A 25,262-nucleotide genomic window follows, 5' to 3' on the forward strand; every position below is an offset into this window, starting at 1 on the left:
GGCTCACGATTTGGCGCTTCCTTAGTCAAGTTATAGTGGACGACGGGCAATAATCGCTACCCAATCTTCCATTAATAATACTTCTTCGATCACAAAGCCTGAAGCTTCTAAAGCTACTTTAACATCATCACGTTTTGCACCGATGATGCCCGAAGTGACATATAATCCACCTGGTTTTACAATTGTATACGCGTCGTCAGTGAAGGACATGATGATTTCAGCCAAAATATTAGCGACTACTACATCTGCTGGTTCTTTTACAGTATCCAATAAGTTACCATGGAACACTGCCACCTTATCTTCCACTTTATTTAATGCTACATTTTCTCGTGCTGAACGTACCGCTACCTCATCTAAATCGAGCGCATGCACACTTTTGGCACCAAGTAATGCTGCACCAATAGACAGTACGCCTGATCCTGTACCGATATCAACAACCGTATCCCCTTCTTTAATGACTTTTTCAAGTCCTTGTAAACACATCACCGTCGTTGGGTGTGTGCCTGTACCAAAGGCCATACCAGGGTCTAATTCAATAATTAGTTCATCTGTTGAAACGGGTTTGTATTCCTCCCATGTTGGTACGATAGTAAAGCGTTCAGAAATCTTAACAGGATGGTAGTATTGCTTCCAGGCAGTTGCCCAATCTTCTTCATTAACTTCCACAATGGATACCACATTTTCACCAATATCAATGTTAAAGTTCGTTAAATTTGTGATAGCTGCTTTTATTTCTTCGACTGTTTCATTTAAAAAACTAGACTCGGATAAATAAGCTTTGACAATTACACCATCTTTCGGGAAATCATCTTCATTTAGTGCATAAATTTCACCGTATTGATCTTCACGTGGCTTCGCAAACTCTGCAGAATCTTCGATGACAACACCACTTGCACCTGCTTCATGCAAAATATTCGAAATTGCTTCTACCGCATCATTTTTTGTATGAATGGATAATTCTGACCACTTCACGTAGCTCTTCAGCTCCTCTAATTATTCACCTTGGAATTTTTTCTTAATTTTATCGAATAGTGAACTACCTTGCTCTTCAGGGATATCGCCACTAATTTCTGCAAATTCTCGTAGTAATTGTTTTTGTCTTTCCGTTAATTTTTCTGGTGTCATCACTTTTACTGTCACATATTGATTACCCATACCATAACCATGAACATTTTTAACACCTTTATCTTTTAGACGGAATTGAGCACCTGACTGTGTTCCAGCTGGAATACGTAATTTTACTTTCCCATGGACTGTTGGTACTTCAATTTCATCCCCAAGTGCTGCTTGAGGGAATGTTAATTTCAACTCGAAGTAAATATCGTCTCCATCTCGTTCAAAATCCTTGTGACCTTGAACGCGGAACATAATATATAAATCCCCTGCAGGTCCACCGTTTATACCTGGTTCACCTTGACCAGATACACGAATTTGTTGTCCATCATCCACACCTGCTGGAATCGTCACTTTAATTTTCTTACGTTTTTGGACTTTTCCTTCTCCACGACAAGTCGTACATTTTTCTTTAATAATTTTACCTGTTCCATGACATGTTGAGCATGTACGACGATTCATCATACGACCAAATGGTGTATCCACTGCTTGATTGATTTGACCTGCACCTTTACATGTCGAACATGTTTCTGGTTGCGTGCCTGGTTTTGCTCCTGAACCGTGACATGTTTCACACGTTTCATCTTTCGGGATTTCTATTTCTGTTTCTTTTCCAAAAATTGCTTCCTCAAATTGGATGTTCATACGATATTGCAGATCATCCCCTTTACGTGGAGCATTTGGATCTTGACGGCGACCACCTCCGCCAAAGAATGAACTGAAAATATCCTCGAAGCCGCCAAAGCCGCCCCCTCCAAAGCCACCACCAAAACCAGCATTCGGATCCTCATGACCAAATTGGTCGTAGCGTGCTTTTTTCTGGTCGTCACTTAATACTTCATATGCTTCAGCGATTTCTTTGAATTTTTCATCTGCACCCGGCTCTTTATTAAGGTCAGGGTGATATTGTTTTGATAATTTACGGTATGCTTTTTTAATCTCATCTTTTGTAGCCGATTTTGTTAAACCAAGCACCTCGTAATAATCGCGTTTCTCCATGATTCACACTCCGCTCTGTTTGCATAAAATCTATTGTAACATGCAGTTAAAAAAACTGCCTCATTTTTTCGATTAAACATTCTATATGTTCCATAATAATGAAGATTCTCACTTCCTAGCAGCTAACGTATGCAACTACCCCATAAATGGTGCCATTTACGTGAAGTGACGTCACATCATGACAAAAGCCAAAGCCGCAAGCGGTCTTTGGCTTTTTCACTTAACTGTGTTACTTCTTATTTATCGTCTTTTACTTCTTCGAATTCAGCGTCTACAACACCGTCATCTTTTTTACCAGCGCCAGTGTCTGCACCTGCATCGCCACCTTGAGCTGCTTGAGCAGCTGCTGCCGCTTGTTCGTAAACTTTCATCACTAGTGGCTGTAATACGCCTTCTAATTTTTCTTTAGCTGCTTTAATGCCTTCTAGCTCACCAGCTTCAAGCGCTTTTTTCAATTCATCACGAGCATCTTCAACAGATTTTTTCTCGTCTTCTGTAATTTGCTCACCTAGGTCAGCAATTGTTTTGTCCACTTGGAATACTAATTGGTCAGCTTCGTTACGAAGATCTGCTTCTTCTTTACGTTTAGCGTCTGCTTCAGCATTAGATTCTGCGTCTTTTACCATGCGTTCAATTTCTGCCTCTGATAAACCAGAATCAGATTGAATCACAATTGTTTGCTCTTTGTTTGTACCAAGATCTTTTGCTTTTACAGATACGATACCGTTTTTATCAATATCGAATGTTACTTCGATTTGAGGTACACCACGTGGTGCTGGTGGAATATCTGCTAATTGGAAGCGACCTAATGTTTTATTGTCAGCTGCCATTGAACGCTCACCTTGTAGAACATGAATATCTACTGCTGGTTGGTTATCAGCTGCTGTAGAGAATACTTGTGATTTTGAAGTAGGGATTGTCGTATTACGGTCAATTAATTTCGTGAACACGCCACCCATTGTTTCAATACCAAGTGAAAGCGGTGTTACGTCAAGTAATACAACGTCTTTTACATCACCTGTTAATACGCCACCTTGTACTGCAGCACCCATTGCAACAACTTCGTCAGGGTTTACACCACGGTGAGGCTCTTTACTTGTTTCTTTACGTACTGCTTCTTGTACTGCTGGAATACGTGTAGAACCACCAACTAAAATAACTTGGTCAATTTCAGAAGTAGAAAGACCCGCATCAGATAATGCTTGACGTACTGGACCTACTGTACGATTTACTAATGGTAAAGTAATTTCGTCAAATTTCGCACGAGTTAAAGAAATTTCTAAGTGTAATGGACCTGCTTCGCCAGCTGTAATGAATGGTAAAGAGATTTGTGTTGATGTTACACCAGATAAATCCTTTTTCGCTTTTTCAGCTGCATCTTTTAAACGTTGCATCGCCATTTTATCTTTTGATAAGTCAATGCCGTTTTCTTTTTTGAATTCAGCTACTAGATACTCGATAATTGCGTCATCGAAATCATCCCCACCTAGTTTGTTATCACCAGCTGTAGCTAATACTTCAAAGACACCGTCACCTAACTCAAGGATGGACACGTCAAACGTACCGCCACCAAGGTCAAATACTAATACTTTTTGATCTTGATCTTGTTTATCTAAACCATAAGCAAGTGCAGCAGCTGTTGGTTCGTTGATGATACGCTCTACTTCTAGACCTGCGATTTTACCAGCATCTTTTGTCGCTTGACGTTGTGCATCATTAAAGTAAGCAGGAACTGTAATAACTGCTTTTGTCACTTTTTCCCCTAAGTAGTCTTCTGCATAGCCTTTTAAGTATTGAAGAATCATAGCAGATACTTCTTGTGGTGTGTAGTCTTTATCTTCTACTGTTACTTTTTCAGCTGTACCCATTTTTGATTTAATAGAAATGATTGTGTTAGGATTTGTTACTGATTGACGTTTCGCTACTTCACCAACTTGGCGTTCTCCATTTTTAAATGCAACAACAGATGGTGTCGTACGGTTTCCTTCTGGATTTGGGATTACTTTTGGTTCTCCACCTTCAAGTACAGAAACGCAAGAGTTTGTTGTTCCTAAGTCAATACCAATAATTTTGCTCATTAAAATTTCCTCCTATTATGTCAACGCAAGGGATGCGTTTTCTAACTAATTTTAATTGACTAAATAGCGCAAAGACTATTCGTTCACAGATACCATTGTTGGGCGTAATACACGATCCTTTAGGATATACCCTTTTTGTAGCTCGCGTAAGACAATACCCGTCTCTTTTTCACTATCCTGTTCTTGCATGACAGCTTGGTGAATCGTTGGATCAAATTGCTCACCTTCAGCTTTAATCACTTGCAAACCTTCTTTTTCTGTCGCTTCAATTAAAGAGCGATATACCATTTCAATTCCTTTAATGATCGATGCTGTCTCTTCAGAAGTTGTCTCAACTTGGAGCGCACGTTCAAAATTATCAAGGACTGGTAATAGATCAGTTAGTAAGCTTTGCGCGCGATACTTTTCAGCAGCCTCGCGATCTAACTGATTACGACGACGCATATTATCGAAGTCAGCACGTAAGCGTAGGTGACGATTTTCCTCGTCAGCCAGCTTTGCTTGTAGTTCAGCCAGGTTAGCCTCATACTGTTCTTCAATTGATAATTCTACTTCTTCCTGAACGTCTGTTTGCTCTACTGCCTCTGTTGTCGTTTCAGCTTGTACATCTTCTTGTACTAAACCTTTGTTTTCCGTTGTTTCCGTCACTTGAATCCTCCTCATTATCATTCACTACGATTCTTCGTAAACGCCTGTGTTAAATCCAAGCGCATTACGTCTAATAAAGCCACGACACGCTTATAGTCCATGCGTGTTGGGCCGATAATAGCAATGGCTCCCTGTTGATCATCACCAATGGAATAGGTAGTGGTAATGACACTGCAATTTTCCATTTCTAGTTGTTTGTTTTCTGAGCCTATCCGAATATGAATACCTGATTCGTTCGGATGGAAAAGTGACTGCACTTGGCTAGTCGTCTCCATTAAGTCCAAAATCATGCGGACTTTATTTAAGTCATGGAATTCTGGTTGGTTGAACATATTCGTTTTCCCACCATAGAAAATTTTACTTTCCGAATTATGCATTGTTGCTGATACAAGTGCGCGAATAAAATCATCCGCTGATCGAACTTGTTGCTGTAACACGGCTAGCACTTCAGCTTCAAGGCTTTTATGGAGATCTTCTAATGACACACCCATGAGGCGGTCATTTAAGATATTCACCATTTTCTCTAAATCAGAAGCGGTAAAATCAGGCGGTAAATTAAACATGCGATTTTCTACATGCCCATTATTCGTCACGATAATTGCTACTGCTGTGTCGCTAGAAAGAGGTACAATCGAAAATCGTTTAACACGATGCCTTTGGACATCAGGTCCTAAAAGTATGGAAGTATACGATGTCAGCTCTGATAGAATGTTGGCTGACTTTCGGATAATATGCTCTACTTCTACTAGTCGATCATTAAAAATTGATTGAATTTGTTGGATGTCCTTGGAATTAATACCTTGAGGACTCAACAAATGATCTACATAAAATCTGTAACCCTTTTCCGAAGGCACTCGACCAGAGGAGGTATGCGTTTTTTCTAAAAAGCCTAATTCCTCTAAATCCGCCATTTCGTTTCGAATAGTGGCTGGACTAAATGTAATCCCTTGTTTTTTGGAGATTTGGCGAGAACCTACCGGCTGCGCAGACACAATAAAGTCGTCTACAATGACTTGCAATATCTGTAACTGCCGATTTGTTAGCATGATTATCACCTCTGTTAGCACTCGACTAAGAGGAGTGCTAATACTATTATTAAGTTATCAAATCCCACATTTTATGTCAACGATATCGCTCAATCTTCTAGCAAAAATTGTTGAAATACTTCATTGCCCACAAAACGTCCTTTTCTAGTCAAGCGCACACCCACCTCATCTTGTTCTAAAAGACCTGTTGACACTAATTCTTTTATTACAGCATCATAATGGGCAGACATTGGTGCTTTAAATTTCTCTTCATATATAGTGTGCATAACACCCTCTGTTTTTCGTAGCCCTAAAAACATTTGTTCTTCTCTCTTCTCCGCTTGTGATACTTCATGTGCATGGACAATAGGTAACTCACTCGCAAAAACAGCTTCCATATACTTTTTTAATGGACCATGATTGGAATAGCGTATACCTGCTAGATACCCATGGGCCCCTGCGCCAAACCCAGCATACTCATCATTATCCCAATAAATCTTGTTATGCTCTGAATGAAATCCAGGCTTTGCAAAATTGCTAATTTCGTATTGTTGAAGCCCATGTATGGCCATTTGTTGCATCAGCACCTCATACATATCTGCTTCTAGATCTTCTGTCGGTAAATACAGTTTCCCTTTTGCGTATTGATTATAAAAAATCGTTTTGGGCTCTACAATAAGAGAATAAGCAGAGAAATGTGGCAAATCAAGAGCAAAAGCTTTGTCTAATGAATCCTTCCATTGAGCCATTGTTTGTCCAGGCAAACCATACATTAAATCAATGCTAATATTTTGGAAGCCAATTTTTCTAGCCAAAGCGATTGTTTCATAGACATGTTCATTACTATGAGTGCGTCCAATCTTCTGGAGCAGCCCTTGGTCAAAGGATTGAACACCCATGCTTAAACGATTGACGCCACCCTCAAACAGCACCTGCAATTTGGCCGCGGACAATTCATCTGGATTTGCCTCTGATGTAAATTCTGTCACACTATTCATTGGAATATACGTTTGTATATACGTTAGTAGCTTGTCCAATTGCTCAGGTGATAAAGCAGTCGGTGTCCCGCCACCAAGAAAAATTGTCTCGATGTTACGGAAATTTTCAGGATATTTTTCTGTTGCCAGAGCCATTTCTTTTCCAAGCGCTTCTATATATTCATCCACTGGTTGATTTTTAAAATAAAATTTATTGAAATCACAATAATTACAAATTTGATGACAGAAAGGAATATGAATGTAAACACCTCGTGCCATAGCAATCCCTTCTTTCGCGTTAAGTCTTTTCCATTTCTACATTATAACGAATCGATAGAAGGAACGCTATGAAACCTCACAGGTACTTTTAATGAATATTGATTCTGTAATGACAAAACAAACTGCACCTCCGATTATTAGTTAGAATCTAACAATCGAAAGTGCAGATTTTTCATGTATAAAAAATGACGCCCACAGCAATTCCTAACAGCACCAATAAATAAGGCTGTATTTTCCATCGAATTAAACACCATAAAAAGACAGCTACTATGAAAATATCTAACGTGCTGATGATGGTTTGTGTCACAATGGGATGTACAAAAGCAGCGGCTAGAATGCCAACGACTGCCGCATTTGCGCCTGCCATCGCACCTCTAAGTCGTGCAATTCGACTTAGGCTAATCCAAAATGGTAGCGCTCCAACCACTAGCAAAAACGCTGGTAAAAATATTGCGAAAGTAGCAATAATAGCTCCCGGAACGCCAGCAATGACCATACCGATATATGCAGCAAATGTAAATAAAGGTCCTGGAACTGCCTGTGTCATACCATAGCCAGCTAAAAAATCTGAGGTACTTATTTGACCACTTTGAACAAATTGTGTTTCCAGTAAAGGTAAAACAACGTGTCCGCCACCAAATACTAGGGCACCTGCAAGATAAAACTTCTCTATCATAGAAATCCACTCATAATGCCATAAAGCGGCTAATATAGGTAAACCTAGGAGTAGCACGAAAAAAAGTACTAGTAAAACAATGCCCGTGGTTTTTGAAATGGGTATATGAACTAATTTTGAGGTATTACCCTCGTCACTTTTTTTCAGTAGTTGAAAGCCTAAACAAGCAGCGATCAATATTGCTACGATTTGTGCCAATGGATTTAGCCATGTCAATACTGTTATCAATGTCAATAAAGCAATCAACCAATGCCATTTTGTCGAGAGTAGTTTTTTGCCCATATCAAAAATAGCATGAGCGACAATCGCCACTGCTACTAACTTCAAACCATGAATCCAATCCATCTTAAACTCTGTATACTTGGAGAAATAGGCAAAAAGTATAAGTATCAGAACTGATGGTAAGGTAAAACCAAGAAATGATAGAAAGCTTCCTACTACTCCTCCTCTAAGTAAACCAACCCCCATCCCCACCTGACTAGATGCAGGACCAGGCAAAAATTGACTTAACATAACGAGTTGACCATAATCATGTGCAGAAAGCCATTTACGTTTCTGTACATATTCCTGTTGAAAATAACCTAGATGAGCGGTTGGGCCTCCGAATGAGGTACAGCCCAATTTTAAAGCAACAAAAAAAATCTCCCAAAGCCTTCGCAAACTCTCAACTACTTTCCATATCTTTTATTTCATCTTACACGGAAAGCAGTTTTTTTTAGATTAAGAGTTTGTAAAATTTACTTCATTATTCATCTCTCTTTATTTTAATTGCAGAACCTACTTTACTACCCTCTTTATTGATTGGAATTAAAGTGTATTTTTTTTCTGTTAGATAGAGTGCATCTACACGACTTCCCCACCTTGTACCCTCTTTATTTAATGGATAGGGTGTTGCAAAATCCCATGATTGTCCAGATTTTGATTGAATTTTAAAGTGTAACGCATCATTGACAACACTTTCCTCAGCATGAAAATAAATCGTTGTGGAAATAGGTGTGGAGACAACTTTGTCAATGGTTATTTCCTGCTGATCAACATGCTTCACTTTTTTATCAATGGAAAAGATTTCACGATCTTGTTGTAATTGCTCTTGTGAAGCATCTACCTGAAATTCCCATGGCTTCTCAATTGGTGTTTCAACATTCCAATCTTTATAACGAATAACTAATTCTAATTGTTCATCAGCCGGAAAATCATCCATTTTAATACTATTGTATATCGTATAGACGTTGGCAGACTTTGCTATGGACTGTCCTCCATTACGAACCATATAATCTTGCCCATTGACAAGAATTTGCGGAAAGAAAAATACTTGATGGTCTGGCTTAAACTCTTTTCCAGGTTCGAAAGTTGCATTTAGTAAAATTTGATTGTCATCTATAATCACTTCATTTAATGTTAACCGTCCTAAGCTATTGTTAGCTGTTTTCCCTACATCCGTTTTATAGGCTTCAAAATTCACATCCTGATCCCACCACAAATACAGCGTCGATCCACTAGCAATCATTAATAAAAGGATCACAACAATAAGCCACTTCTTACTTCTCCGATTTTCCTTATCCAAATCCACAACTCGAATCATATCATTGGACAACCGTACACCTCATTTTTATAAAAATCATTATGATTCATTGTAGTGCTCAATCATGCATTATATAACCTTCTATGTTGAAGATTCATTTATGTATAAAAGGATATTACATCCCTTTATGTAGATGACGACCTTTATTGACTTCACGCATTAAATAGTCCACAAAGAGATCATCTCTTACTAGCCATGCTTGTTTATTTCGCTTTAAAAACCACTCCGCTTCATTAAAGCTCGCAAAGGATTGTGTCAGTAGCATGTTATTTTTTTCAATTATCCAATCAACCTCATCGTTTGAATAGAGCATAAACATTTCATCTTGCTGATTTTTATAGAAAGTTCCAAACGTAGACCCTTTTACATTATAACGATTTCTTTTTGCATCCTCTGGAATAGGCTCTATATGGAACGTTGCCACTACATACTGCTTGTAAGCTTCCTCTGTTAATGAGCAGCCAGCAGCCTTTTGATGTCCACCTCCACCATATTTGGCGGCAATAGCTGACACATCAATATGATCATGGATTGTTCGAAAGGATATCTTTTTACTGCCCATATTAATCATCGCAATATAATCAAGATGCTGATTTTCCTTTCCCAATTCATTGCCAAGCTCAGAAAGATAGGATTCTGCATAGACAACCCCAGCATAGTATTCACCCAAAGAAGTTTGAATAAGCTCCCGTTTCTTACGCCGAATGTAACGTTCTGTTTTTTCTTCTTCCATGCTTAAAATTTTCTTTTCAAAATCATCGAAGTCAAAGTGATCACTTGTTTTTAAACGCTCGAGCATTTTCTCTTCAAATTCTTCAATAGACACTAGAAAAAAGAGTGCATTTAATCTTTGCGCTTGTAAATTGCCGTTCTTTTCCCATTCCCATGTATCGTATTGTCTTACTAACTCTACAAATTCAGAAACGGCTTCTGTTTTTTCTAATAGTCCATGGATAACCAGGTATTGATAATATAAAGATGTAGCTGACGTTAAAAAGCCTTGCTCATCCTCAATTAATACCTTTCCCCATTCATATTGATTGAAATGGAGTGCTGTCTTATGATGATCCAACAATTGCACATTACCAGTCGCCTGATAATAATCATGAATCCTTTTTTCATTCTCTTCATTTGGAGAAAGATCTGTAATAAACAAAAATGTTTTCTGTTGATCATTCTCCAAAAAGAATTCGATTTCGCGATCAAGTGCTGTAATGGAATTGTAGCGTATCTTCACCTTATCGTTAAAAGCAAGCTTGGCTAAAATTCCACACCCTACTCCGTCTAAATCATTATGAGTTAATAATTTATACATGTTCTCACCTCCACTGTAGTATGGTTATTTTTTTGGTGTTCAAACAGCTAATGACGATCAAGAAGTAACAACATTGATATTGTATTCGAGATAACATACATTAAAACCATACATCCTTTATGGTGAGAGAGGAGACAGTGAATGAAAAGGAAACTAGCTTATATCGGCATCGGACTTATCTTGATCTTTACTTTAGCATTTTCAGCCTATAAATTAATGAATGCTCGTGACTATCAATTGTTTGGTCCTATTACCTCTCGGGTGGATACTCAGGAAAAGATCGTTGCATTGACATTTGATGACGGACCAACTGACAATACTGGCGCTATTTTATCGTTACTAGACGACTACCAAGTAAAAGCCACGTTTTTTCTAATTGGACAGGACATTGAGCAACATCCAGAAGAAGCTAAAAAAATAATGGAGGCAGGACATCAACTTGGTAATCATACGTATTCGCATAAACGTATGGTCTTAAAAAACCCTTCCTTTATTAAAAATGAAATAGAAAAAACGGATGCCCTTATTGCCAATACCGGCTATCAAGAAACACCCGTTGTAAGACCGCCATATGGTAAAAAGTTGATTGGCTTTCCCTATTACTTAAATAAACATCAACGCGAGACCATTACATGGAACCTAGAGCCTGATACCTTCTTTACAAAGGCAGCGGATAAAATAAATTATGTAAAAGAAACTATTCAACCAGGCTCCATCATTTTAATGCACCCTATGTATGATCAAACTGACAATGAACTACAGGCAATAGAAGGAATTCTTCAATCCCTTACAGATGAGGGCTATACATTCGTCACGGTAGATGAGCTTCTCAACTATTCCGAATGATACATGCCGCTAAGAATCTGCACCTCCTTTTGTGCAGATTCTTACTATATAAAAAGCAGCAGTTCTTCCCGCTTTTTATATAGTCTTATCATTATAATTTATATAACTTTCTCATTCTCTTCAAATTTTGCTTCCCACATCGAATAAAGCCTACTACTCCATAATTAAAACAATACAGTTATATAATGTCATTAGATGTTTAATTTTTCAGAAATGTCTATAAATATTTTTTCAGTAAAATATAATCACCATCTCTGCTAAAATATGCTATTATACCTTTAGTATAATGTCCTATTTTTATTTAGGTAAAAATAGAGGAAATATGAACTACAAAAGGATGATGAATATGCAAAATATCCAACAATTATTCCAGAGCGAAGATGGAAATATCCAACAAAGAGAGAATTTTTTATCCCTATTAGAGAAAATTGTTTCCTCATTAGATGAATTAAAGAATCCAAATAAGACAACTCTTGGCCCAATAAAAGAACGATCTGCTAATTTTTATCAAGAACTTATGCAAGAACATCAAGTGCCAACAACTGGTATTGGGCTAGAACAAGTTGTAAAAGAATTGACACATTTAATGCAAGGACATCCTTATCATACACGTAACTTTGTTACCAATGTTTTACCAATGGCAAGTATTCCTGGTGTGTTAGGCCAGTTTACGAATGCGCTATTGAATGGCAATAATTTATGGGATGTTTATGGTCCTGCTGCCGCTGAGTGTGAGGTTAAAGTAGTAGCCATGATGTCTAAATTAGTAGGCTATGATTATACAAAAAGCTTTGGCTATACAACATGGGGTGGACAAGGTGCCGTTTTCAGTGGACTTCGTCTTGCCATTGCAAAACAATTCCCTCAAGCAAAAGAAGATGGTGTTCCTAATAATTTATATTGCTTTGCTTCAGAGAATGCCCATTACAGTCTTTTAAAATCGGTCGAAGCAGTAGGGATTGGTAGTAAACACTTAGTGCGTGTAAAAGCAGGCAAAGATCACTCGATGGATGTGGAAGACTTACGTGCACGTATGACAGAAGTCATCGAAAATGGCGGCATTCCCGTCTATGTAGTAGCGACAACAGGTGCAACTGATCAATTTGGTATTGATGATGTACAAGCCATCAAAAAGGTCACAACAACGCTTGAGAAGAAATACAACTTACAACCAGTACATATTCATGCTGATTCGGCTTTAGGTGGTTTTTATGCCTTCTTCAATGATTATGATTTTAATAAAAATCCACTCCAATTCGAGGTGGAGGTTTTACAAGGTTTAGTACAAATCCATGAACGTATGCAACATCTAGCCATTGCAGATAGCCTGTGCTTTGACTTCCAAAAGCTTGGACAAACACCTTATTTAACTAGCCTATTCTTAATTAAGGAAGGTAAAAGTTTACAGCTACTAGATATTGAAGATTTTGATACGCCGTATGTCGGCAATCGTGGTTATGGCTCTTATCATACTGGTTATACATTAGAGTGCTCTCGTATGGGTAGCTCCATCGCTATTTTTGCTGCATTGCAGGCGTTTGGTAAAGAAGGCTATCAACAACTACTAGCTAATTATGTACGTGTGAATTTAGCATTCCGTGCACAATTAACTGAGAAAACCCCTATGCTACAGGTAGTTAATGAAGCCAATATTGGGCCAGTCACAGCGTTTCGTTTATATCCAGACGGCATGAATTGGCAAGCTGAACAGGCTGGTCATTATACACAAGACCAAATTGAACACATTAACGGCATGAACGCTTCATTCTTTGAAATTATCGGAGAAGGTCGAGATGAAGTATTCTATGGTGACACAACGCGTGTCTGCACGGTTAGCACAAGTGATACAACACAACAGGTTCCGGTTGCAGCGGCAAAATTCTTCTCCATTTCACCTTATACGGAGACAGACCATATCCCTAATATGATTCATTTTTTACAGCAAAAGCTTAAAGTACTGGAGGCGTCACACATTGCGTATCGTCACTAAATTTAAGAGTTCTTTACTCTATAAATATATTGCTAGTTTCACTATTCCAATAGCGATTATTTCCTTACTCTTTAGTGTTGTATTATTTGCAGTTTCTTACCGAATTATTGACAATTTTGTTATTAAACAATTCGAATCTACTTTAGAGATTACATCGAATACGATTTTTGAAGATATTGAGAAAAATGATGTAAAAGCAGCGGATAACGGTAGCCCTGACAAATATAAAAAACTTTTAGATCAATTGAATGCAACGGTTAAAAAATATGATGTCGAAAACGCCTATGTCCTTTCTAAAGCAAATGGTAAAGAGCATATCATCGCTCTAAGTAATACCGACAATCATCAGCAAGATTATGTATTTAGTAAAGAAATGCATGAAGCCGTAGCCACTGGCACCACTCAAACGAGTGATATTTACAAGGATGAATACGGTATCCATAAGTCCATTTTTATCCCATTTAAAGATACGGATATTATTTTCGGTTTAGATATGGATGCTTCCTTCATTTCTAAGCTACAAACGGAAACACTTTGGATTTGTATTATTTTAACGATTGTCTTTGTGATTTTTGGTATAATCGTTGCTTACTTTATTAGTGTGGGCATTACGAAGCCAATCAAAAAAATGACGCGCTATGTTGGTCAAGTTGCACAGGGTGATTTAGCTGTCGAACCACTTCAAATAAAAGGTTCCAATGAAATTGCCCAGCTTTCATCAGGCATTGAAAATATGACGGAAGATTTGCGTTCATTAATTAAACAAATCGCTCAAAACGCTGAACAAGTAGCCGCAATGTCGGAAGAATTAACAGCAAGCTCCGAACAAACAAGTGCCTCCATTCAGCAAATTACCTCTTCTATGCAAGAGGTGGCAGCGGGTTCAGAGAAGCAAACCTCTTCGATTGAAGAAGTGGAAAATCATATTACAACCATTTCAAGCAAAATGTCAGAGGTTGTGACAAGTGTAACTGATGTTACAGATAAGGCATTCCAAGCATCTGCTATATCAGAAAAAGGCAATACAACGATCCAAGATGCAACTGAAAAAATGGCCGTGACATCCCAAGCCATCCAAGAATCAGCAACTGTCGTAGAACGATTAAGCACGTACACAAATGAAATTGGTGATATTGTGACATTGATTACGCAAATTACGGATCAAACCAATTTACTTGCTTTAAATGCTTCGATTGAGGCAGCGCGTGCAGGCGAACACGGTAAAGGCTTTGCAGTTGTAGCAGAGGAAGTGCGTAAGTTAGCTGATCAATCATTAGAGGCAACAAATAGTATTCGTACTCGTATTGAAACGATTAAAGAAGAATCTGCACAAGCCGTCAAATCTATGGCTATCAGTAGCAGTAATCTTGCCGAAAGCTCAACAACTTTCAATGCATCTGGAGAGGCATTTGCTGATATCTATGCCCAAGTCACTGCACTGACGAGAGAAATGGACCATGTCAATAACGTGATGTCCAATATCAATGAAGGTGTTAACAGTATCGCTAGTTCTGTTGAACAAGTTGGCGTTGTAGCTGTACAAGCTTCGGGCAACATTCAAAACGTAGCAGCTGCCTCTGAGGAACAATCCGCAAGTATCGAAGAAATAACTGCTTCTTCTAATAACTTAGCTGAAATGGCTCAACAACTCCGCAATATCATTCAAAAATTCAAGTTATAAAATGATCAAATCCGCAATGCCATAATCGGGCATTGCGGATTTCTTTGTGTGATTTTAAAATATAGAATTATACTACAAAACTTTAAAAAGCTCCTAACAAAATGGTAGAAGATTAGGCAATTATGCTTTTCACAACTTTTGAAATAACGGCACCTTCAGCTTGACCTGTAAGCAATGGTTTAGCAATTTTCATGGCTTCGCCCATGTTCATTCCTTTTTCAACACCCGCTGCCACTAATTTCTCTGCAATTTCTTCTTCTGATAATTGCTTTGGTAAAAAAGATTTCAAAAGTGTCAATTTGGCTTCCTCTTTTTCAATCAGGTCTGCTCGCCCAGCCGTTTGTGCACCTTCTAAAGCCTGATTCGTTTGTTTGACCTCACGATTAATAATGGCCATTTCTTCCTCAGGTGTTAATGTCTCTCCCTTTTCTTTTTCAGCAGAATCTAATGCTGACTTTAAAAGAGATAATACACCCTTCGCTAAAGTATCTTTCTCTCTCATTGCCGTTTTTAATTGTTCAAATACTTCTGTTTTTAACAATGATCTCACTCCTTCTAACCGTCTATATCAGAAAAAATTATATCATAAAAATCATGAAGGATTACAGTTCATTGCATTTCTGCTAATTTTACTTTGTAATGTAGCATTCCTTGTAGCTCGCCTTGATAAGAAAAAATCCCTTGCTGAATTAATTGGCGCAGACGATATTCAATCCATTCAACCTCTCTCAATTCTTCCATATGACCCAGTACCTCTCCAATTAACCTAGCTGCAACTTGATAGTGGACTTCCTCTTGCTCTTCCTGTAAACGTCTAGCACAGGCAATAATAAAGTCATCCTCTCTATCTTCATTGTTATTGCCCCAAAGTTCATGATATTGCCAGGTGTGTATACAATGGTAATCATCCATTAACAAATTTAAACCTTCTTTGCATAAGGACTCCCGCAATGCTTTTTTTAATGGCCGTCCTTGAGATTGTTCATAAAAATAAAGTAAATTCTCTGTGTTGACCTCTCCAGTGGATCTTGGATAATTATCCTCTGCTAACTGTGGTAAAGTATACAACTCATGAAATAACTGAAAAGTGTCTAATACATAGATATCATTTATTTTTTGTTCGAGCATCGCCAAAACTAGTCGAAGGCCTATTTGTTCATGAGCATTTTGACAAGTCCAAATCATTATTTCCTGATGAGGTGGGATATTTTTTATTTTCTCTACAGCTTCCTTCATCTCTCGCTCAAAAATGATCAATCCGTCATCATCCATTACATAACGCTCTTTCAACCATTGAAAACGAGCTTCAATCCCGCCCCATGTATGTACATCTTTCAAAGGACCAACAGAAAAATTACCTGGCATAACAATGATTTCCTCGGTCTTAGCATAGTCAGTATGACGAAAGGCTGCTTTCAAGCTCCCCCCAGGTGAATGACCGAATACAATATGAACCGTTTGTACCTTTGAAAGATCCCGCTCCTCAGCTTGCTGTAATAAAAACTGTAACATGCTGTCCCTTGACTGTTCATTTATTAAAGTTAAAAGAAGCATCGTCTTCGCATCAGCTTCACTCAATTGTTTGATCGACTTTTTTAATTGGTTGATCTTCTCCATATTCTGTACTCCTTTATATAAAACAGCTAATCTTATCATACCTTTTAATACCTCTAATTACCAATTTAGTAATTTTATAAAATTATATATTACTACTATTGCAAGTGATTTTTTTGGTCGGAGCGGGGGATTGCTTACTTTGAGCGGCTTTCTTACTTTTTGGAGCGGGGCTTCACTTCTTTTGAGCGACTTTCTTACTTTTTGGAGCGGGGGCTCACTTCTTTTGAGCGACTTTCTTACTTTTTGGAGCGGGTATTCACTTCTTTTGAGCGGCTACCCCTCTTTTTGGAGCGGGGCTTCACTTCTTTTGAGCGGCTCTCTCTCTTTTTGGAGCGGGGCTTCACTTCTTTTGAGCGACTTTCTTACTTTTTGGAGCGGGGCTTCACTTCTTTTGAGCAGTTTTCTTACTTTTCGGAGCGGGTATTCACTTCTTTTGATCGGCTCCCTCTCTTTTTGGAGCGGGGCCTCACTTCTTTTGAGCGCCTTTCTTACTTTTTGGAGCGGGGCTTCACTTCTTTTGAGCGGCTCCCTCTCTTTTTGGAGCGGGGCTTCGCTTCTTTTGAGCGCCTTTCTTACTTTTGGGAGCGGGGGCTCACTTCTTTTGAGCGGCTCTCTCTTTTTGGAGCGGGGCTTCACTTCTTTTGAGCGGCTTACTCCTTTTTTGGAGCGGGGCTTCACTTCTTTTGAGCGCCTTTCTTACTTTTCGGAGCGGGCTTCACTTCTTTTGAGCGCCTTTCTTACTTTTTGGAGCGGGGGCTCGCTTTCTAAGCAGATTCTCACTTTCGGAGCGGGCCCTCTCTCTTTTTGAGCAGTTACTCCTTCACAACTAAAGAAAACATCCACTTCCTTATAAAAAAACATACTACCAGTAGCAGCTCAATCCATAGTGGGCCTACTACAGTAGTATGTTATTTAGTCAACGTTCGTTAAAAATACTTTTCCTTTTTTAGCCCCCTCAACAGCATCAATTGCCTTATGAATGTCCAGTAATGGATAATGGGCATGTACTTTCATCATTTTTAGTGAACCGTTATGTACAAGATTTACAAGATGTTGCATCGTTTGTTGCCATTTTTCTATTGACGTCTGATGTTGCCAATGACGCAAATGGAACATCCTCGCTTGTACCTTTGCTTCCTTCACAATGTTTGTCCAATTTACCTGAATACCCGACAAAAGACCAATGGCTAAAAAAATTCCACCGGGCTTTACGCAGAACGCAAGTTGATTGCCAGCCTCTCCTCCAATGGAATCAATTGCTGCATCTGCCCCCTTACCATTTGTTAATGCCATAACGGTTTCATAGAGTGGCATTCGATAGGTATCGATGACAAAAGTTGCACCAAGTTGCTGTAATTCTTCAGTATGCTGATTACTTCGTGTCACTGCAATAAGTTGAAATCCTAGCAATTTCGCAAGTTGAGCATAGAGATGTCCAATGGCTGAGCCACATGCATTTACTAATAAAACATCGTTTGATTGTAAATGGAGAACCTCTGAACAAGTTACGAAAGCTGTAATCGGATTAATATACATTTGCGCTGCAGTAAAATCATCCATTGTAGCAGGAATAGACACTGCAAAATCAGCTTGAGTTTTCACTATTTCCTGCCAAGTTCCCTCTCCCCGTAATGGTAATACGCGCTGGCCAATAAGCTTGGGTGAAACAAGTGGTCCAACATCTTCAATAAATCCTACGCCTTCATAGCCAGGCACTGTTGGTAAAGTGATTCTATGAGCATATTTCCCCCATATCGGTATTAAATCTGAGGGATTGATTGGTCTTGCTAGCATGCGAACAAGAATTTCTTGACCTTGTGGAGGTGCAATGGTTTTATTCTCTAGCCTTACCACCTCTTGTGGATTTCCAAATTCATAAATTTTTAAGCATTTTGCTTTCAACGATTCTAGCTCCTTTATTCATTACGTATAAAACAACATCATACCAGGAGCATTTATTTCACGTTCCTTAAATCCAAGCTTCTGATAGAAAGGTTGTTTACCTTCAGCACAAAATAATTGAACCCATTTTATATTTTCTTTCTGACATTGCTCTAAAAGAGCATCCATCACCATAGTGCCAACTCCTTTTCGCTGATAATCAGGGTGCACCATCACATCACAGATAAAGGTTTGATAGATACCATCAGAAATAATACGTCCATATCCAATTAGATTGTCGTCATCATAAATAGACGTACTGAACCAGCTATTGCAAATAGCCTTGTATAATTGTTCATACGTATACAGCCCTTTTGCATTCCAGCCCGTTGTTTGGTGCAATGCTTTATACGACTCTATCGTCGGATTTGTTTCTTTGATTACATACATCTAATACCCCTCCTTATTTTGAATAAATATACAAAATAACACATATTTAATCCATAATAAGTTTATGATGTTAGAGTTGGACAAGGGTTAGTTGACCTTTTTCATCCATATTTAATTGTAAAGCTTCGTTTAGTTCAATACAAATCGGGCTGATTACCGCTTTCTTATCCGAAAAATACCAAAGACGTTCACTCGGCCCTAATAGTATATTGGCTCCGTCTTCATAGTTGCCCAGAAAATTAAGACCCTCTAGTTGGATTTCCTTGTTTGCTATAGGCTTTATAGCATATTTTTTTAACTGTTCAGCTATTGCTAGAATGTCATCTGTCGTTAAATTGATTTCCCCAATATGTAACACTTGCTCAGTAGAAAAATAGGCTGCATCATGTTTTGAATTTATTTCTTGTCTTGCAATAAACTCCACTATATTGCCTTCAGGATCGTAAAAATAACATGAATAAGCTTTTAAAAATTCAAAATAGACTTCATCCTGCCCCTCTGAATCCAGCAAACCTACATGCTCCTTTGCCCAAATTTTTGCCTGTTGAAATAAGTTGCTAGGAATATTTAATGCAAAATGATACTGCTTTGGAATATAAGAATAAATCTTTTCAAATGTTATCCTACTTTCACCCACGGCTATTGTAAAATGGTCAGCTGTTCTTTCTAGCAAAGCAAAGCCTAACAAATCAACATAAAACTGCTCCATTTTTTGCACATCGTGAACATATAATTTTACCTTCGTAATCTTCATTTTTAAGCACCCCTTTACACTCCCTACTATACAAGCAGCTGATAAGAATAGCTTCATGCGAAAGAATGAAATTCAATGTAGAACGATTCAAGCAGCTCTCAGTCTCCCCTGCTATTTGGTTGCGAAATCACGAGGAATTCTACATCTTCCTGTGAATCGTTTTGCATTGGTTGTTGTAAACGCGGAGGAAATTCAATTCCCTCGTGTTGTTTCTAATGTTCTATTAATTTTCATCCTTTCTTCATTTCATATTACAACTATTTATAAGTATTTTTACCTCTTTTTTAAATATTTTTACCTATGTTTACCTTGTAAGTAAAAGGAACTAAACTTTAAATATCCCTTCCCGATATATCTTCTATAAATTAGACAGTCTATTTTTTATCTTTAGTATGAAAGGGAGCTATTTATGAAGTCGATCAAACAAAAAATCATTAGTATATCATTGATTTTATTTGCATTACCTTCTTTTATTATTGGGTACGTTGGATATAGCCAATCAAAGGAACACCTTACAAACTCAGGTGAAATTACCTTGAAAAATAGTGTAGAAATGACCATTCGCATGATCGATAGCTTGAATAAGGAAGTTGAAAAAGGAAGAATGACGTTTGAAGAAGCACAAGAGCAAGCAAAAGTTGCTTTAATCGGTTCAAGAAAGTCTGATGGCACACGAGAAATTGAAAACCCTGTGGATCTAGGAGAAAATGGTTATTTTTTCGTTTTAGATAAACAAGGGCTTGAAGTAGCAAGTCCTCTTTTTGAAAATGAAAACACATGGGATATGGAAGATGCAAAAGGTAAGCTTTACATCCAGAATATCATCCAGCATTCACAATCGGAGGGCACCTTTACAACATATTATTGGCAGCACCCAACAAATGAAGAAAAAATCGAAGAAAAGATTGCTTATAGTAAAATGGAACCTGATTGGGGTTGGATCATTGTTGCTACAACCTATACAATGGATTTCTATAAACCTGTTGATTCCATACTTTATACCATGCTGATGACAATAGGTATTTTCTTAATCATTGGTACCATTATCACCCTGTTATTTTCAAAGCATTTGGCATCACCCATCAAAACTATTGCAGGCCAACTTAGTGAGATTGCAGAAGGAAATCTTCAAATTGACACTATAAATGTCAACAGAAAGGATGAAATTGGTCAATTAAACAATTCATTAATTCAACTAAAAGGAAATCTTGCTACAATGATTAGCAACATTGTAAATGTCTCTAAACAGGTGACCGTTCAAAGTGAAGAAATGACATATACCGCTGAGGAAGTTGGAATAGGTTCAAGACAAATCGCTCTTACAATGAACGACCTTTCCAATGGTGTCGAAGAGCAAGCACATTCTTCCACATCATTGCTGGAACAAATAAGTGCGTTCTCTAAAACCATACATGTTGTTGCAACAGAAGGGGACAACATTAAAGATCAATCTCAAAAAATGTTGACCATCACCAATGAGGGAAACCAACATATGACTTCCTCCATTGAACAGATGACAATTATTGATAGGCAAATTAAAAATTCTTTAGAAATGGTACAAGGACTTGATCGTAAGGCTAATCAAATTACGGAGCTTGTGAACGTTATTAAGGATATTTCCGAACAAACGAATTTACTCGCTCTAAATGCTGCCATTGAAGCAGCGAGAGCTGGTGAACACGGTCGGGGTTTTGCGGTTGTAGCAGGTGAAGTACGGAAGCTAGCAGATCAGGTTAATTTCTCCATCACGAATATTACCTCTATTGTGATAGATATTCAATCAGCGTCCAAGCAAGTTGTCGCAACATTAGAGGATAGCTATCAAAAAGTAACATTTGGTACGCACCAAATTGATGTAATGGGTGGAGCCTTCCATCATCTAAAAGAGATAATTGAAGCCATTAGTATCAAAGTAGATTCAATGGCGAATTCCATGACGGCTGTTTTGGAGAATACGCACGTTATTAACGCTTCAATTGATACGATTGCCGCTGTATCGGAAGAAACGGCAGCTGGAATTGAACAAGTGACTGCCACAACTGAACAATCTAGCAGTTCCATGGAAAGTGTGGAGGTTAGTGCAAAATTATTAAAAGAGCAAGCGACTACATTAAATGACTTAGTACAACAATTTAAACTTTAGCTGTCCAAAGGAATCACGTCTATGTTCGTGATTCCTTTGGATTTTCCTCATCCAATAAATTCCGCTAAGCTAATTTTCCTTTTTTGAAAATCTGCACGGATATGCTGTAACTCGGCCACTAACTTTAAGGCACCTGCTTCAACTCCCCTATAAATTACTAATGGGGGCTGCTCTAAAGCCTTTCTCGCTTGTGAATAATCATAAGATAATAATTTTTTTAGCAACAATAATGTCTTTAGCTTATCTTTTCCTTCCCCAGTAATAGTTAGTTCATAGTACGCTACAGAACTTTCTACTGGCAGCATATCCTCTAAACCAGGTGGGATCAGTACACTTTCAAGGAATAAAATTAGATTGTCATAAGCCATTGAAAAATGCCAACTGCCTGTCCCATGAGTAGCGGTAAAAATAGCTGTATCACCTCTTGTTAAATCCAGACAATAGGGATCGCCTTCATCTGTTGCGATGACTAAATAATCATGTGGCCAATCCACAATCGCCTCATCTGTCACTGGATTATAATTATAGCCATCCTGCCCACGTATTAAATCTCTTGCTCCATAGATTTTTAGATTAATATAATCACCTGTAGCCCATGTGACCCTTTCAACGACATAATGTCTCAAAAAATAAACATACTCTGCTGGCAATGACCATCCACTATCCATAAAATGGCTAATATCCTCTTCGGCTTGATGATGAAAAACCATTGGATAGGCTGATTCCCGCTCTTGAAACTCTTCGATAAAATCACGCATTTGCTCTAATACTGCATCGAGTTTCTTTTGTAAATCTTTCAATGAGATTTCCTCCTTTTAGTTGCCAAGTGTCTTTCTTTGCATTTTAACACATTCCATCATTAACCAATTAAGGGGAACATGTTATAATCATTAAAATAGACTGGTAGTATGCATAACGAGCACAAAAATAACGGATGGGAGCGATCTGTCATGTCACAACATACGAATGAACAGACAATACAGCAAGCCAACACGGAATTTTTGAAAGCACTTCGCTATTTGGATTATGGCAAGGTAACACAAGGGGAACAATGTCTCAAACAAGCCACTCATTTTGCGAATCTGGTGGATGACCATCTCACATTTATTCGAGCCGCCATTTGCTATGGAGAGTTGCTATGGCATGCTGAAAAATATGATGCCTCCAATCATTGGTTACAGCTTGCACTAGATCGATTGCCCACAGTACAGCAAGATATAAATGGTTTACTAGATGTGGATGTGCAACGAGCTCGATCCCTACTAAACCATAGACGACACCCATCATAAGGAGCAAGCAATCATGAAATTACTTATTAGACGTCCAAACCAATCGGACATCCAGGCGTTACACCAATTCTTTTCTCTTGTCATTCAAGATACTTTTGCAAAAGAAGGCATTGCCGAGCTAGTGGACGATCAACAGCATGAATGGAAAACGAAAAAACAGTATGTAGCAATGGATTTAGAGAGCCGGGGCGAAAAAAGATTTTTCTGGTTAGCTTTGAACGAAGAAACCGATGAAATAATAGGCACTATCGAATATGGTGAAGCCAACGAAATCATCCAACAAACGATCAAAGAAGATCTATCCCAATGTCCAGAAATCGGTACCATATTTGTTCATCCGGATTATCAAAATCGTGGTATTGGCACCATGCTATTAGAGAAAATGCTAATGACGTTAAAAAATCGAAGGGTTCTTGGTTTTTGTTTAGATAGTGGGTATAAACAAGCCCAAATCATCTGGCAGAAAAAATTTGGCCAGCCAGATTTTGTCCTTGAAAACTATTGGGGAACAAATAATCACCATATGATTTGGAAACGAACATTGCCATTTCGACTAAAGGAGTAAAAAATGTCCTATCAGATTCCACAAGAACTACATGTAAACAGATTTTATGTCAATAACATGCTCTATGCATACAATGTAAAACACTTTCCAAAAGATTTATAAGGTCGATATTAGGAAATACACACACTAATGGTAGACGAAAAGCTTTATAGTTTAAGGCATGGATCTAACCTATTGATAACAATGGAACAAATTGCAATGGATACTCAGTGTGATTTCATTAAAGTTGACACAATTAGCTTTCAAGCGTTAACATTTTATGAAAATCATCATTATGAAATATATGGGACTCTTGATCGCGTGGGAAGAGACTTTAAACATTATTATTAAAAAAAGACATTAGGATAGATTTTAAATAAACCATTACGATGGGTCAGTATCTTTATTGGTAAGTAATAAAGAGATTATTAATGCCAATACTTATTATGTTTGGAGGGAAATGAAATGTTAAAATTCATTGATGATTTAGCCGGTGCGGTTTTCGATGTTTTTATGTTGTTTTGTTATTTCTTTGCAGGCGTAATAATTGTAGGAGTCCCCATTTTTTTATTGGCTAAGTTTTTTCTATTGTTTCAATAAGTTTCAAACAGAATGATCACACTAAAAAAGGAATCACTCAAAATAGTGATTCCTTTTTTTGGTTGGTTGCTGGCAATCAATAGTACTATGATAAACTTTTGGAATTATTTCGTTACCACTTCCATGTGCAATTATGAATGGAACATAATATTCTGTTCGTACACAGCAGAAAAGTTTCCATTTCTTTCATCAACAATTCTTCTATACGTTATCTAAGAAAACGCATAAAATAATGGGTCACTACCATACCGAACTCATTTTACTCAAGCTGCCTAATGAAATAACCGTGTCTAACTTTTAGGGATCGCTTCATATGGAGTGGTCTTTTTACGAATTATTAAGCTCCCGTTTGCCATCCATGTAACGCAAAATCAACACTACACCATAGAAAATGTAAGATTTTTACGTTCTTTCATTGGAGTTTAACAACACTTCTTTCTTTATGTACGGCTGTCTGAAAAACAAAAATAACGGTAATGCCAATGATAAACCAACTGTAAACAAAGTTAATAGACATATCCACTTTTCTTTAATGTTATATTTTCTTGACTCATTGAACATAAAGATTATAAAAACAAAGCATGAAATAAAAAAGTCAACAGCGAAGAAGGTCGATATCGAGTTTGTAAATAATAAATCTATTAATAACCCTAAATCAAATCCGTTTTCTTTCAAGAATTTCACCAAAAAATAATACGGAAATACTGTGCCGATAATCGCAAATAATAAGTACACTTTTCTCATTTAAAATTAATTCCCCTCTCTATGATTTTCA

24 protein-coding genes and 2 pseudogenes are annotated in these 25,262 nt (G+C 37.8%); 9 read left to right on the forward strand and 17 right to left on the reverse strand.

Features of this window, described 5'->3' with window-relative positions; all coding sequences use genetic code 11:
- Positions 1-30: 30 nt before the first annotated feature.
- From prmA to MHB65_RS16120, 9 genes are all read right to left on the reverse strand, one after another.
- Positions 31-972, reverse strand: coding sequence for a 50S ribosomal protein L11 methyltransferase (gene prmA / locus MHB65_RS16080; protein WP_342441018.1), 942 nt, complete (start codon positions 970-972; stop codon positions 31-33).
- Between the two features lie 21 nt (positions 973-993).
- Complete coding sequence (gene dnaJ, locus MHB65_RS16085; protein ID WP_016995416.1) at positions 994-2,112, reverse strand: molecular chaperone DnaJ; 1,119 nt, start codon at positions 2,110-2,112, stop codon at positions 994-996.
- Between the two features lie 236 nt (positions 2,113-2,348).
- Entirely contained in the window at positions 2,349-4,190 is a 1,842-nt protein-coding gene (gene dnaK, locus MHB65_RS16090; protein ID WP_342441019.1) for a molecular chaperone DnaK, read from the reverse strand.
- A gap of 75 nt (positions 4,191-4,265) precedes the next feature.
- The gene (gene grpE, locus MHB65_RS16095; RefSeq protein WP_342441020.1) at positions 4,266-4,838 is read right to left on the reverse strand and encodes a nucleotide exchange factor GrpE; all 573 of its coding nucleotides are present in this window, start codon (positions 4,836-4,838) and stop codon (positions 4,266-4,268) included.
- A gap of 17 nt (positions 4,839-4,855) precedes the next feature.
- Entirely contained in the window at positions 4,856-5,884 is a 1,029-nt protein-coding gene (hrcA, locus tag MHB65_RS16100) for a heat-inducible transcriptional repressor HrcA (protein ID WP_205444489.1), read from the reverse strand.
- A gap of 89 nt (positions 5,885-5,973) precedes the next feature.
- The gene (gene hemW, locus MHB65_RS16105) at positions 5,974-7,119 is read right to left on the reverse strand and encodes a radical SAM family heme chaperone HemW (protein WP_342441021.1); all 1,146 of its coding nucleotides are present in this window, start codon (positions 7,117-7,119) and stop codon (positions 5,974-5,976) included.
- Between the two features lie 172 nt (positions 7,120-7,291).
- Complete coding sequence (gene chrA / locus MHB65_RS16110) at positions 7,292-8,455, reverse strand: chromate efflux transporter (RefSeq protein ID WP_342441022.1); 1,164 nt, start codon at positions 8,453-8,455, stop codon at positions 7,292-7,294.
- A gap of 85 nt (positions 8,456-8,540) precedes the next feature.
- On the reverse strand, positions 8,541-9,389 hold the full coding sequence (locus MHB65_RS16115) for a DUF4179 domain-containing protein (protein WP_342441023.1): 849 nt from the start codon (positions 9,387-9,389) through the stop codon (positions 8,541-8,543).
- A 103-nt stretch (positions 9,390-9,492) separates the two neighbouring features.
- Positions 9,493-10,692 carry an oligoribonuclease gene (locus tag MHB65_RS16120; protein ID WP_342441024.1) on the reverse strand — a complete coding sequence of 400 codons (1,200 nt, stop codon included), beginning with the start codon at positions 10,690-10,692 and terminating at the stop codon, positions 9,493-9,495.
- A gap of 141 nt (positions 10,693-10,833) precedes the next feature.
- Between MHB65_RS16120 and MHB65_RS16125 the strand changes: the two genes are divergently transcribed.
- The 3 genes from MHB65_RS16125 to MHB65_RS16135 all read left to right on the forward strand — a co-directional run bounded on the left by MHB65_RS16125 (position 10,834) and on the right by MHB65_RS16135 (position 15,209).
- Positions 10,834-11,538 (forward strand): polysaccharide deacetylase family protein, encoded by a 705-nt coding sequence (locus tag MHB65_RS16125; RefSeq protein WP_342441025.1) that lies wholly within the window; start codon positions 10,834-10,836, stop codon positions 11,536-11,538.
- Positions 11,539-11,884: 346 nt separating this feature from the next.
- Positions 11,885-13,528 carry a pyridoxal-dependent decarboxylase gene (locus tag MHB65_RS16130; protein WP_342441026.1) on the forward strand — a complete coding sequence of 548 codons (1,644 nt, stop codon included), beginning with the start codon at positions 11,885-11,887 and terminating at the stop codon, positions 13,526-13,528.
- The gene (locus tag MHB65_RS16135; protein WP_342441027.1) at positions 13,512-15,209 is read left to right on the forward strand and encodes a methyl-accepting chemotaxis protein; all 1,698 of its coding nucleotides are present in this window, start codon (positions 13,512-13,514) and stop codon (positions 15,207-15,209) included. Before MHB65_RS16130 ends, MHB65_RS16135 begins: the two co-directional genes overlap by 17 nt.
- 112 nt (positions 15,210-15,321) lie before the next feature.
- Here MHB65_RS16135 and MHB65_RS16140 read toward each other — a convergent pair whose 3' ends face one another.
- Entirely contained in the window at positions 15,322-15,750 is a 429-nt protein-coding gene (locus MHB65_RS16140) for a GatB/YqeY domain-containing protein (RefSeq protein ID WP_205444501.1), read from the reverse strand.
- Positions 15,751-15,818: 68 nt separating this feature from the next.
- Positions 15,819-16,826: a DUF1835 domain-containing protein gene (locus MHB65_RS16145; protein WP_342441028.1), complete on the reverse strand. Its 1,008-nt coding sequence runs from the start codon at positions 16,824-16,826 to the stop codon at positions 15,819-15,821.
- Positions 16,827-16,985: 159 nt separating this feature from the next.
- Here MHB65_RS16145 and MHB65_RS16150 point away from each other — a divergent pair, with 159 nt between their 5' ends.
- Complete coding sequence (locus tag MHB65_RS16150) at positions 16,986-17,471, forward strand: hypothetical protein (RefSeq protein WP_342441029.1); 486 nt, start codon at positions 16,986-16,988, stop codon at positions 17,469-17,471.
- Between the two features lie 267 nt (positions 17,472-17,738).
- Here MHB65_RS16150 and MHB65_RS16155 read toward each other — a convergent pair whose 3' ends face one another.
- The 4 genes and pseudogenes from MHB65_RS16155 to MHB65_RS16170 form a co-directional block, all read right to left on the reverse strand.
- A complete protein-coding gene (locus MHB65_RS16155; RefSeq protein WP_342441030.1) occupies positions 17,739-18,728 on the reverse strand; it encodes a zinc-dependent alcohol dehydrogenase family protein in 990 nt (329 codons plus the stop codon).
- Between the two features lie 21 nt (positions 18,729-18,749).
- On the reverse strand, positions 18,750-19,157 hold the full coding sequence (locus tag MHB65_RS16160) for a GNAT family N-acetyltransferase (RefSeq protein ID WP_342441031.1): 408 nt from the start codon (positions 19,155-19,157) through the stop codon (positions 18,750-18,752).
- A 70-nt stretch (positions 19,158-19,227) separates the two neighbouring features.
- Positions 19,228-19,911: a VOC family protein gene (locus tag MHB65_RS16165; RefSeq protein ID WP_342441032.1), complete on the reverse strand. Its 684-nt coding sequence runs from the start codon at positions 19,909-19,911 to the stop codon at positions 19,228-19,230.
- Positions 19,912-20,009: 98 nt separating this feature from the next.
- A pseudogene (locus tag MHB65_RS16170) lies at positions 20,010-20,117 on the reverse strand (cupin domain-containing protein); the annotation flags it as partial.
- Positions 20,118-20,320: 203 nt separating this feature from the next.
- On the opposite strand from MHB65_RS16170, the gene MHB65_RS16175 reads away from it, so the two are divergent.
- The gene (locus MHB65_RS16175) at positions 20,321-22,054 is read left to right on the forward strand and encodes a cache domain-containing protein (protein WP_342441033.1); all 1,734 of its coding nucleotides are present in this window, start codon (positions 20,321-20,323) and stop codon (positions 22,052-22,054) included.
- 47 nt (positions 22,055-22,101) lie between these two features.
- Here MHB65_RS16175 and MHB65_RS16180 read toward each other — a convergent pair whose 3' ends face one another.
- On the reverse strand, positions 22,102-22,854 hold the full coding sequence (locus tag MHB65_RS16180; protein WP_342441034.1) for an SMI1/KNR4 family protein: 753 nt from the start codon (positions 22,852-22,854) through the stop codon (positions 22,102-22,104).
- A gap of 150 nt (positions 22,855-23,004) precedes the next feature.
- Between MHB65_RS16180 and MHB65_RS16185 the strand changes: the two genes are divergently transcribed.
- From MHB65_RS16185 to MHB65_RS16200, 4 genes and pseudogenes are all read left to right on the forward strand, one after another.
- Positions 23,005-23,343 (forward strand): hypothetical protein, encoded by a 339-nt coding sequence (locus MHB65_RS16185; protein WP_342441035.1) that lies wholly within the window; start codon positions 23,005-23,007, stop codon positions 23,341-23,343.
- Between the two features lie 10 nt (positions 23,344-23,353).
- On the forward strand, positions 23,354-23,908 hold the full coding sequence (locus MHB65_RS16190) for a GNAT family N-acetyltransferase (protein ID WP_342443757.1): 555 nt from the start codon (positions 23,354-23,356) through the stop codon (positions 23,906-23,908).
- 3 nt (positions 23,909-23,911) lie between these two features.
- Positions 23,912-24,238: pseudogene (locus tag MHB65_RS16195) on the forward strand (GNAT family N-acetyltransferase).
- Positions 24,239-24,352: 114 nt separating this feature from the next.
- Complete coding sequence (locus tag MHB65_RS16200) at positions 24,353-24,487, forward strand: hypothetical protein (RefSeq protein ID WP_016992482.1); 135 nt, start codon at positions 24,353-24,355, stop codon at positions 24,485-24,487.
- Positions 24,488-24,889: 402 nt separating this feature from the next.
- Here the strand turns inward: MHB65_RS16200 and MHB65_RS16205 are convergent, their stop codons facing one another.
- Entirely contained in the window at positions 24,890-25,231 is a 342-nt protein-coding gene (locus MHB65_RS16205) for a DUF2834 domain-containing protein (RefSeq protein ID WP_205444515.1), read from the reverse strand.
- Positions 25,232-25,262 lie beyond the last annotated feature (31 nt).

This window comes from Lysinibacillus sp. FSL K6-0075 (genome assembly GCF_038592945.1).
Lineage (GTDB): Bacteria > Bacillota > Bacilli > Bacillales_A > Planococcaceae > Lysinibacillus > Lysinibacillus fusiformis_F.

What these genes read in the sequence shown, in the direction of transcription:
- hrcA (WP_205444489.1), bottom strand. Translation starts at nt 5,884, where the DNA reads ATGCTAACAAATCGGCAGTTACAGATATTGCAAGTCATTGTAGACGAC.
- MHB65_RS16165 (WP_342441032.1), bottom strand. Translation starts at nt 19,911, where the DNA reads ATGAAGATTACGAAGGTAAAATTATATGTTCACGATGTGCAAAAAATG.
- MHB65_RS16145 (WP_342441028.1), bottom strand. Translation starts at nt 16,826, where the DNA reads ATGGAGAAGATCAACCAATTAAAAAAGTCGATCAAACAATTGAGTGAA.
- MHB65_RS16125 (WP_342441025.1), top strand. Translation starts at nt 10,834, where the DNA reads ATGAAAAGGAAACTAGCTTATATCGGCATCGGACTTATCTTGATCTTT.
- dnaK (WP_342441019.1), bottom strand. Translation starts at nt 4,190, where the DNA reads ATGAGCAAAATTATTGGTATTGACTTAGGAACAACAAACTCTTGCGTT.
- hemW (WP_342441021.1), bottom strand. Translation starts at nt 7,119, where the DNA reads ATGGCACGAGGTGTTTACATTCATATTCCTTTCTGTCATCAAATTTGT.
- MHB65_RS16175 (WP_342441033.1), top strand. Translation starts at nt 20,321, where the DNA reads ATGAAGTCGATCAAACAAAAAATCATTAGTATATCATTGATTTTATTT.
- MHB65_RS16120 (WP_342441024.1), bottom strand. Translation starts at nt 10,692, where the DNA reads ATGTATAAATTATTAACTCATAATGATTTAGACGGAGTAGGGTGTGGA.
- MHB65_RS16160 (WP_342441031.1), bottom strand. Translation starts at nt 19,157, where the DNA reads ATGTATGTAATCAAAGAAACAAATCCGACGATAGAGTCGTATAAAGCA.
- MHB65_RS16205 (WP_205444515.1), bottom strand. Translation starts at nt 25,231, where the DNA reads ATGAGAAAAGTGTACTTATTATTTGCGATTATCGGCACAGTATTTCCG.
- dnaJ (WP_016995416.1), bottom strand. Translation starts at nt 2,112, where the DNA reads ATGGAGAAACGCGATTATTACGAGGTGCTTGGTTTAACAAAATCGGCT.
- MHB65_RS16130 (WP_342441026.1), top strand. Translation starts at nt 11,885, where the DNA reads ATGCAAAATATCCAACAATTATTCCAGAGCGAAGATGGAAATATCCAA.
- MHB65_RS16200 (WP_016992482.1), top strand. Translation starts at nt 24,353, where the DNA reads ATGTTAAAATTCATTGATGATTTAGCCGGTGCGGTTTTCGATGTTTTT.
- MHB65_RS16185 (WP_342441035.1), top strand. Translation starts at nt 23,005, where the DNA reads ATGTCACAACATACGAATGAACAGACAATACAGCAAGCCAACACGGAA.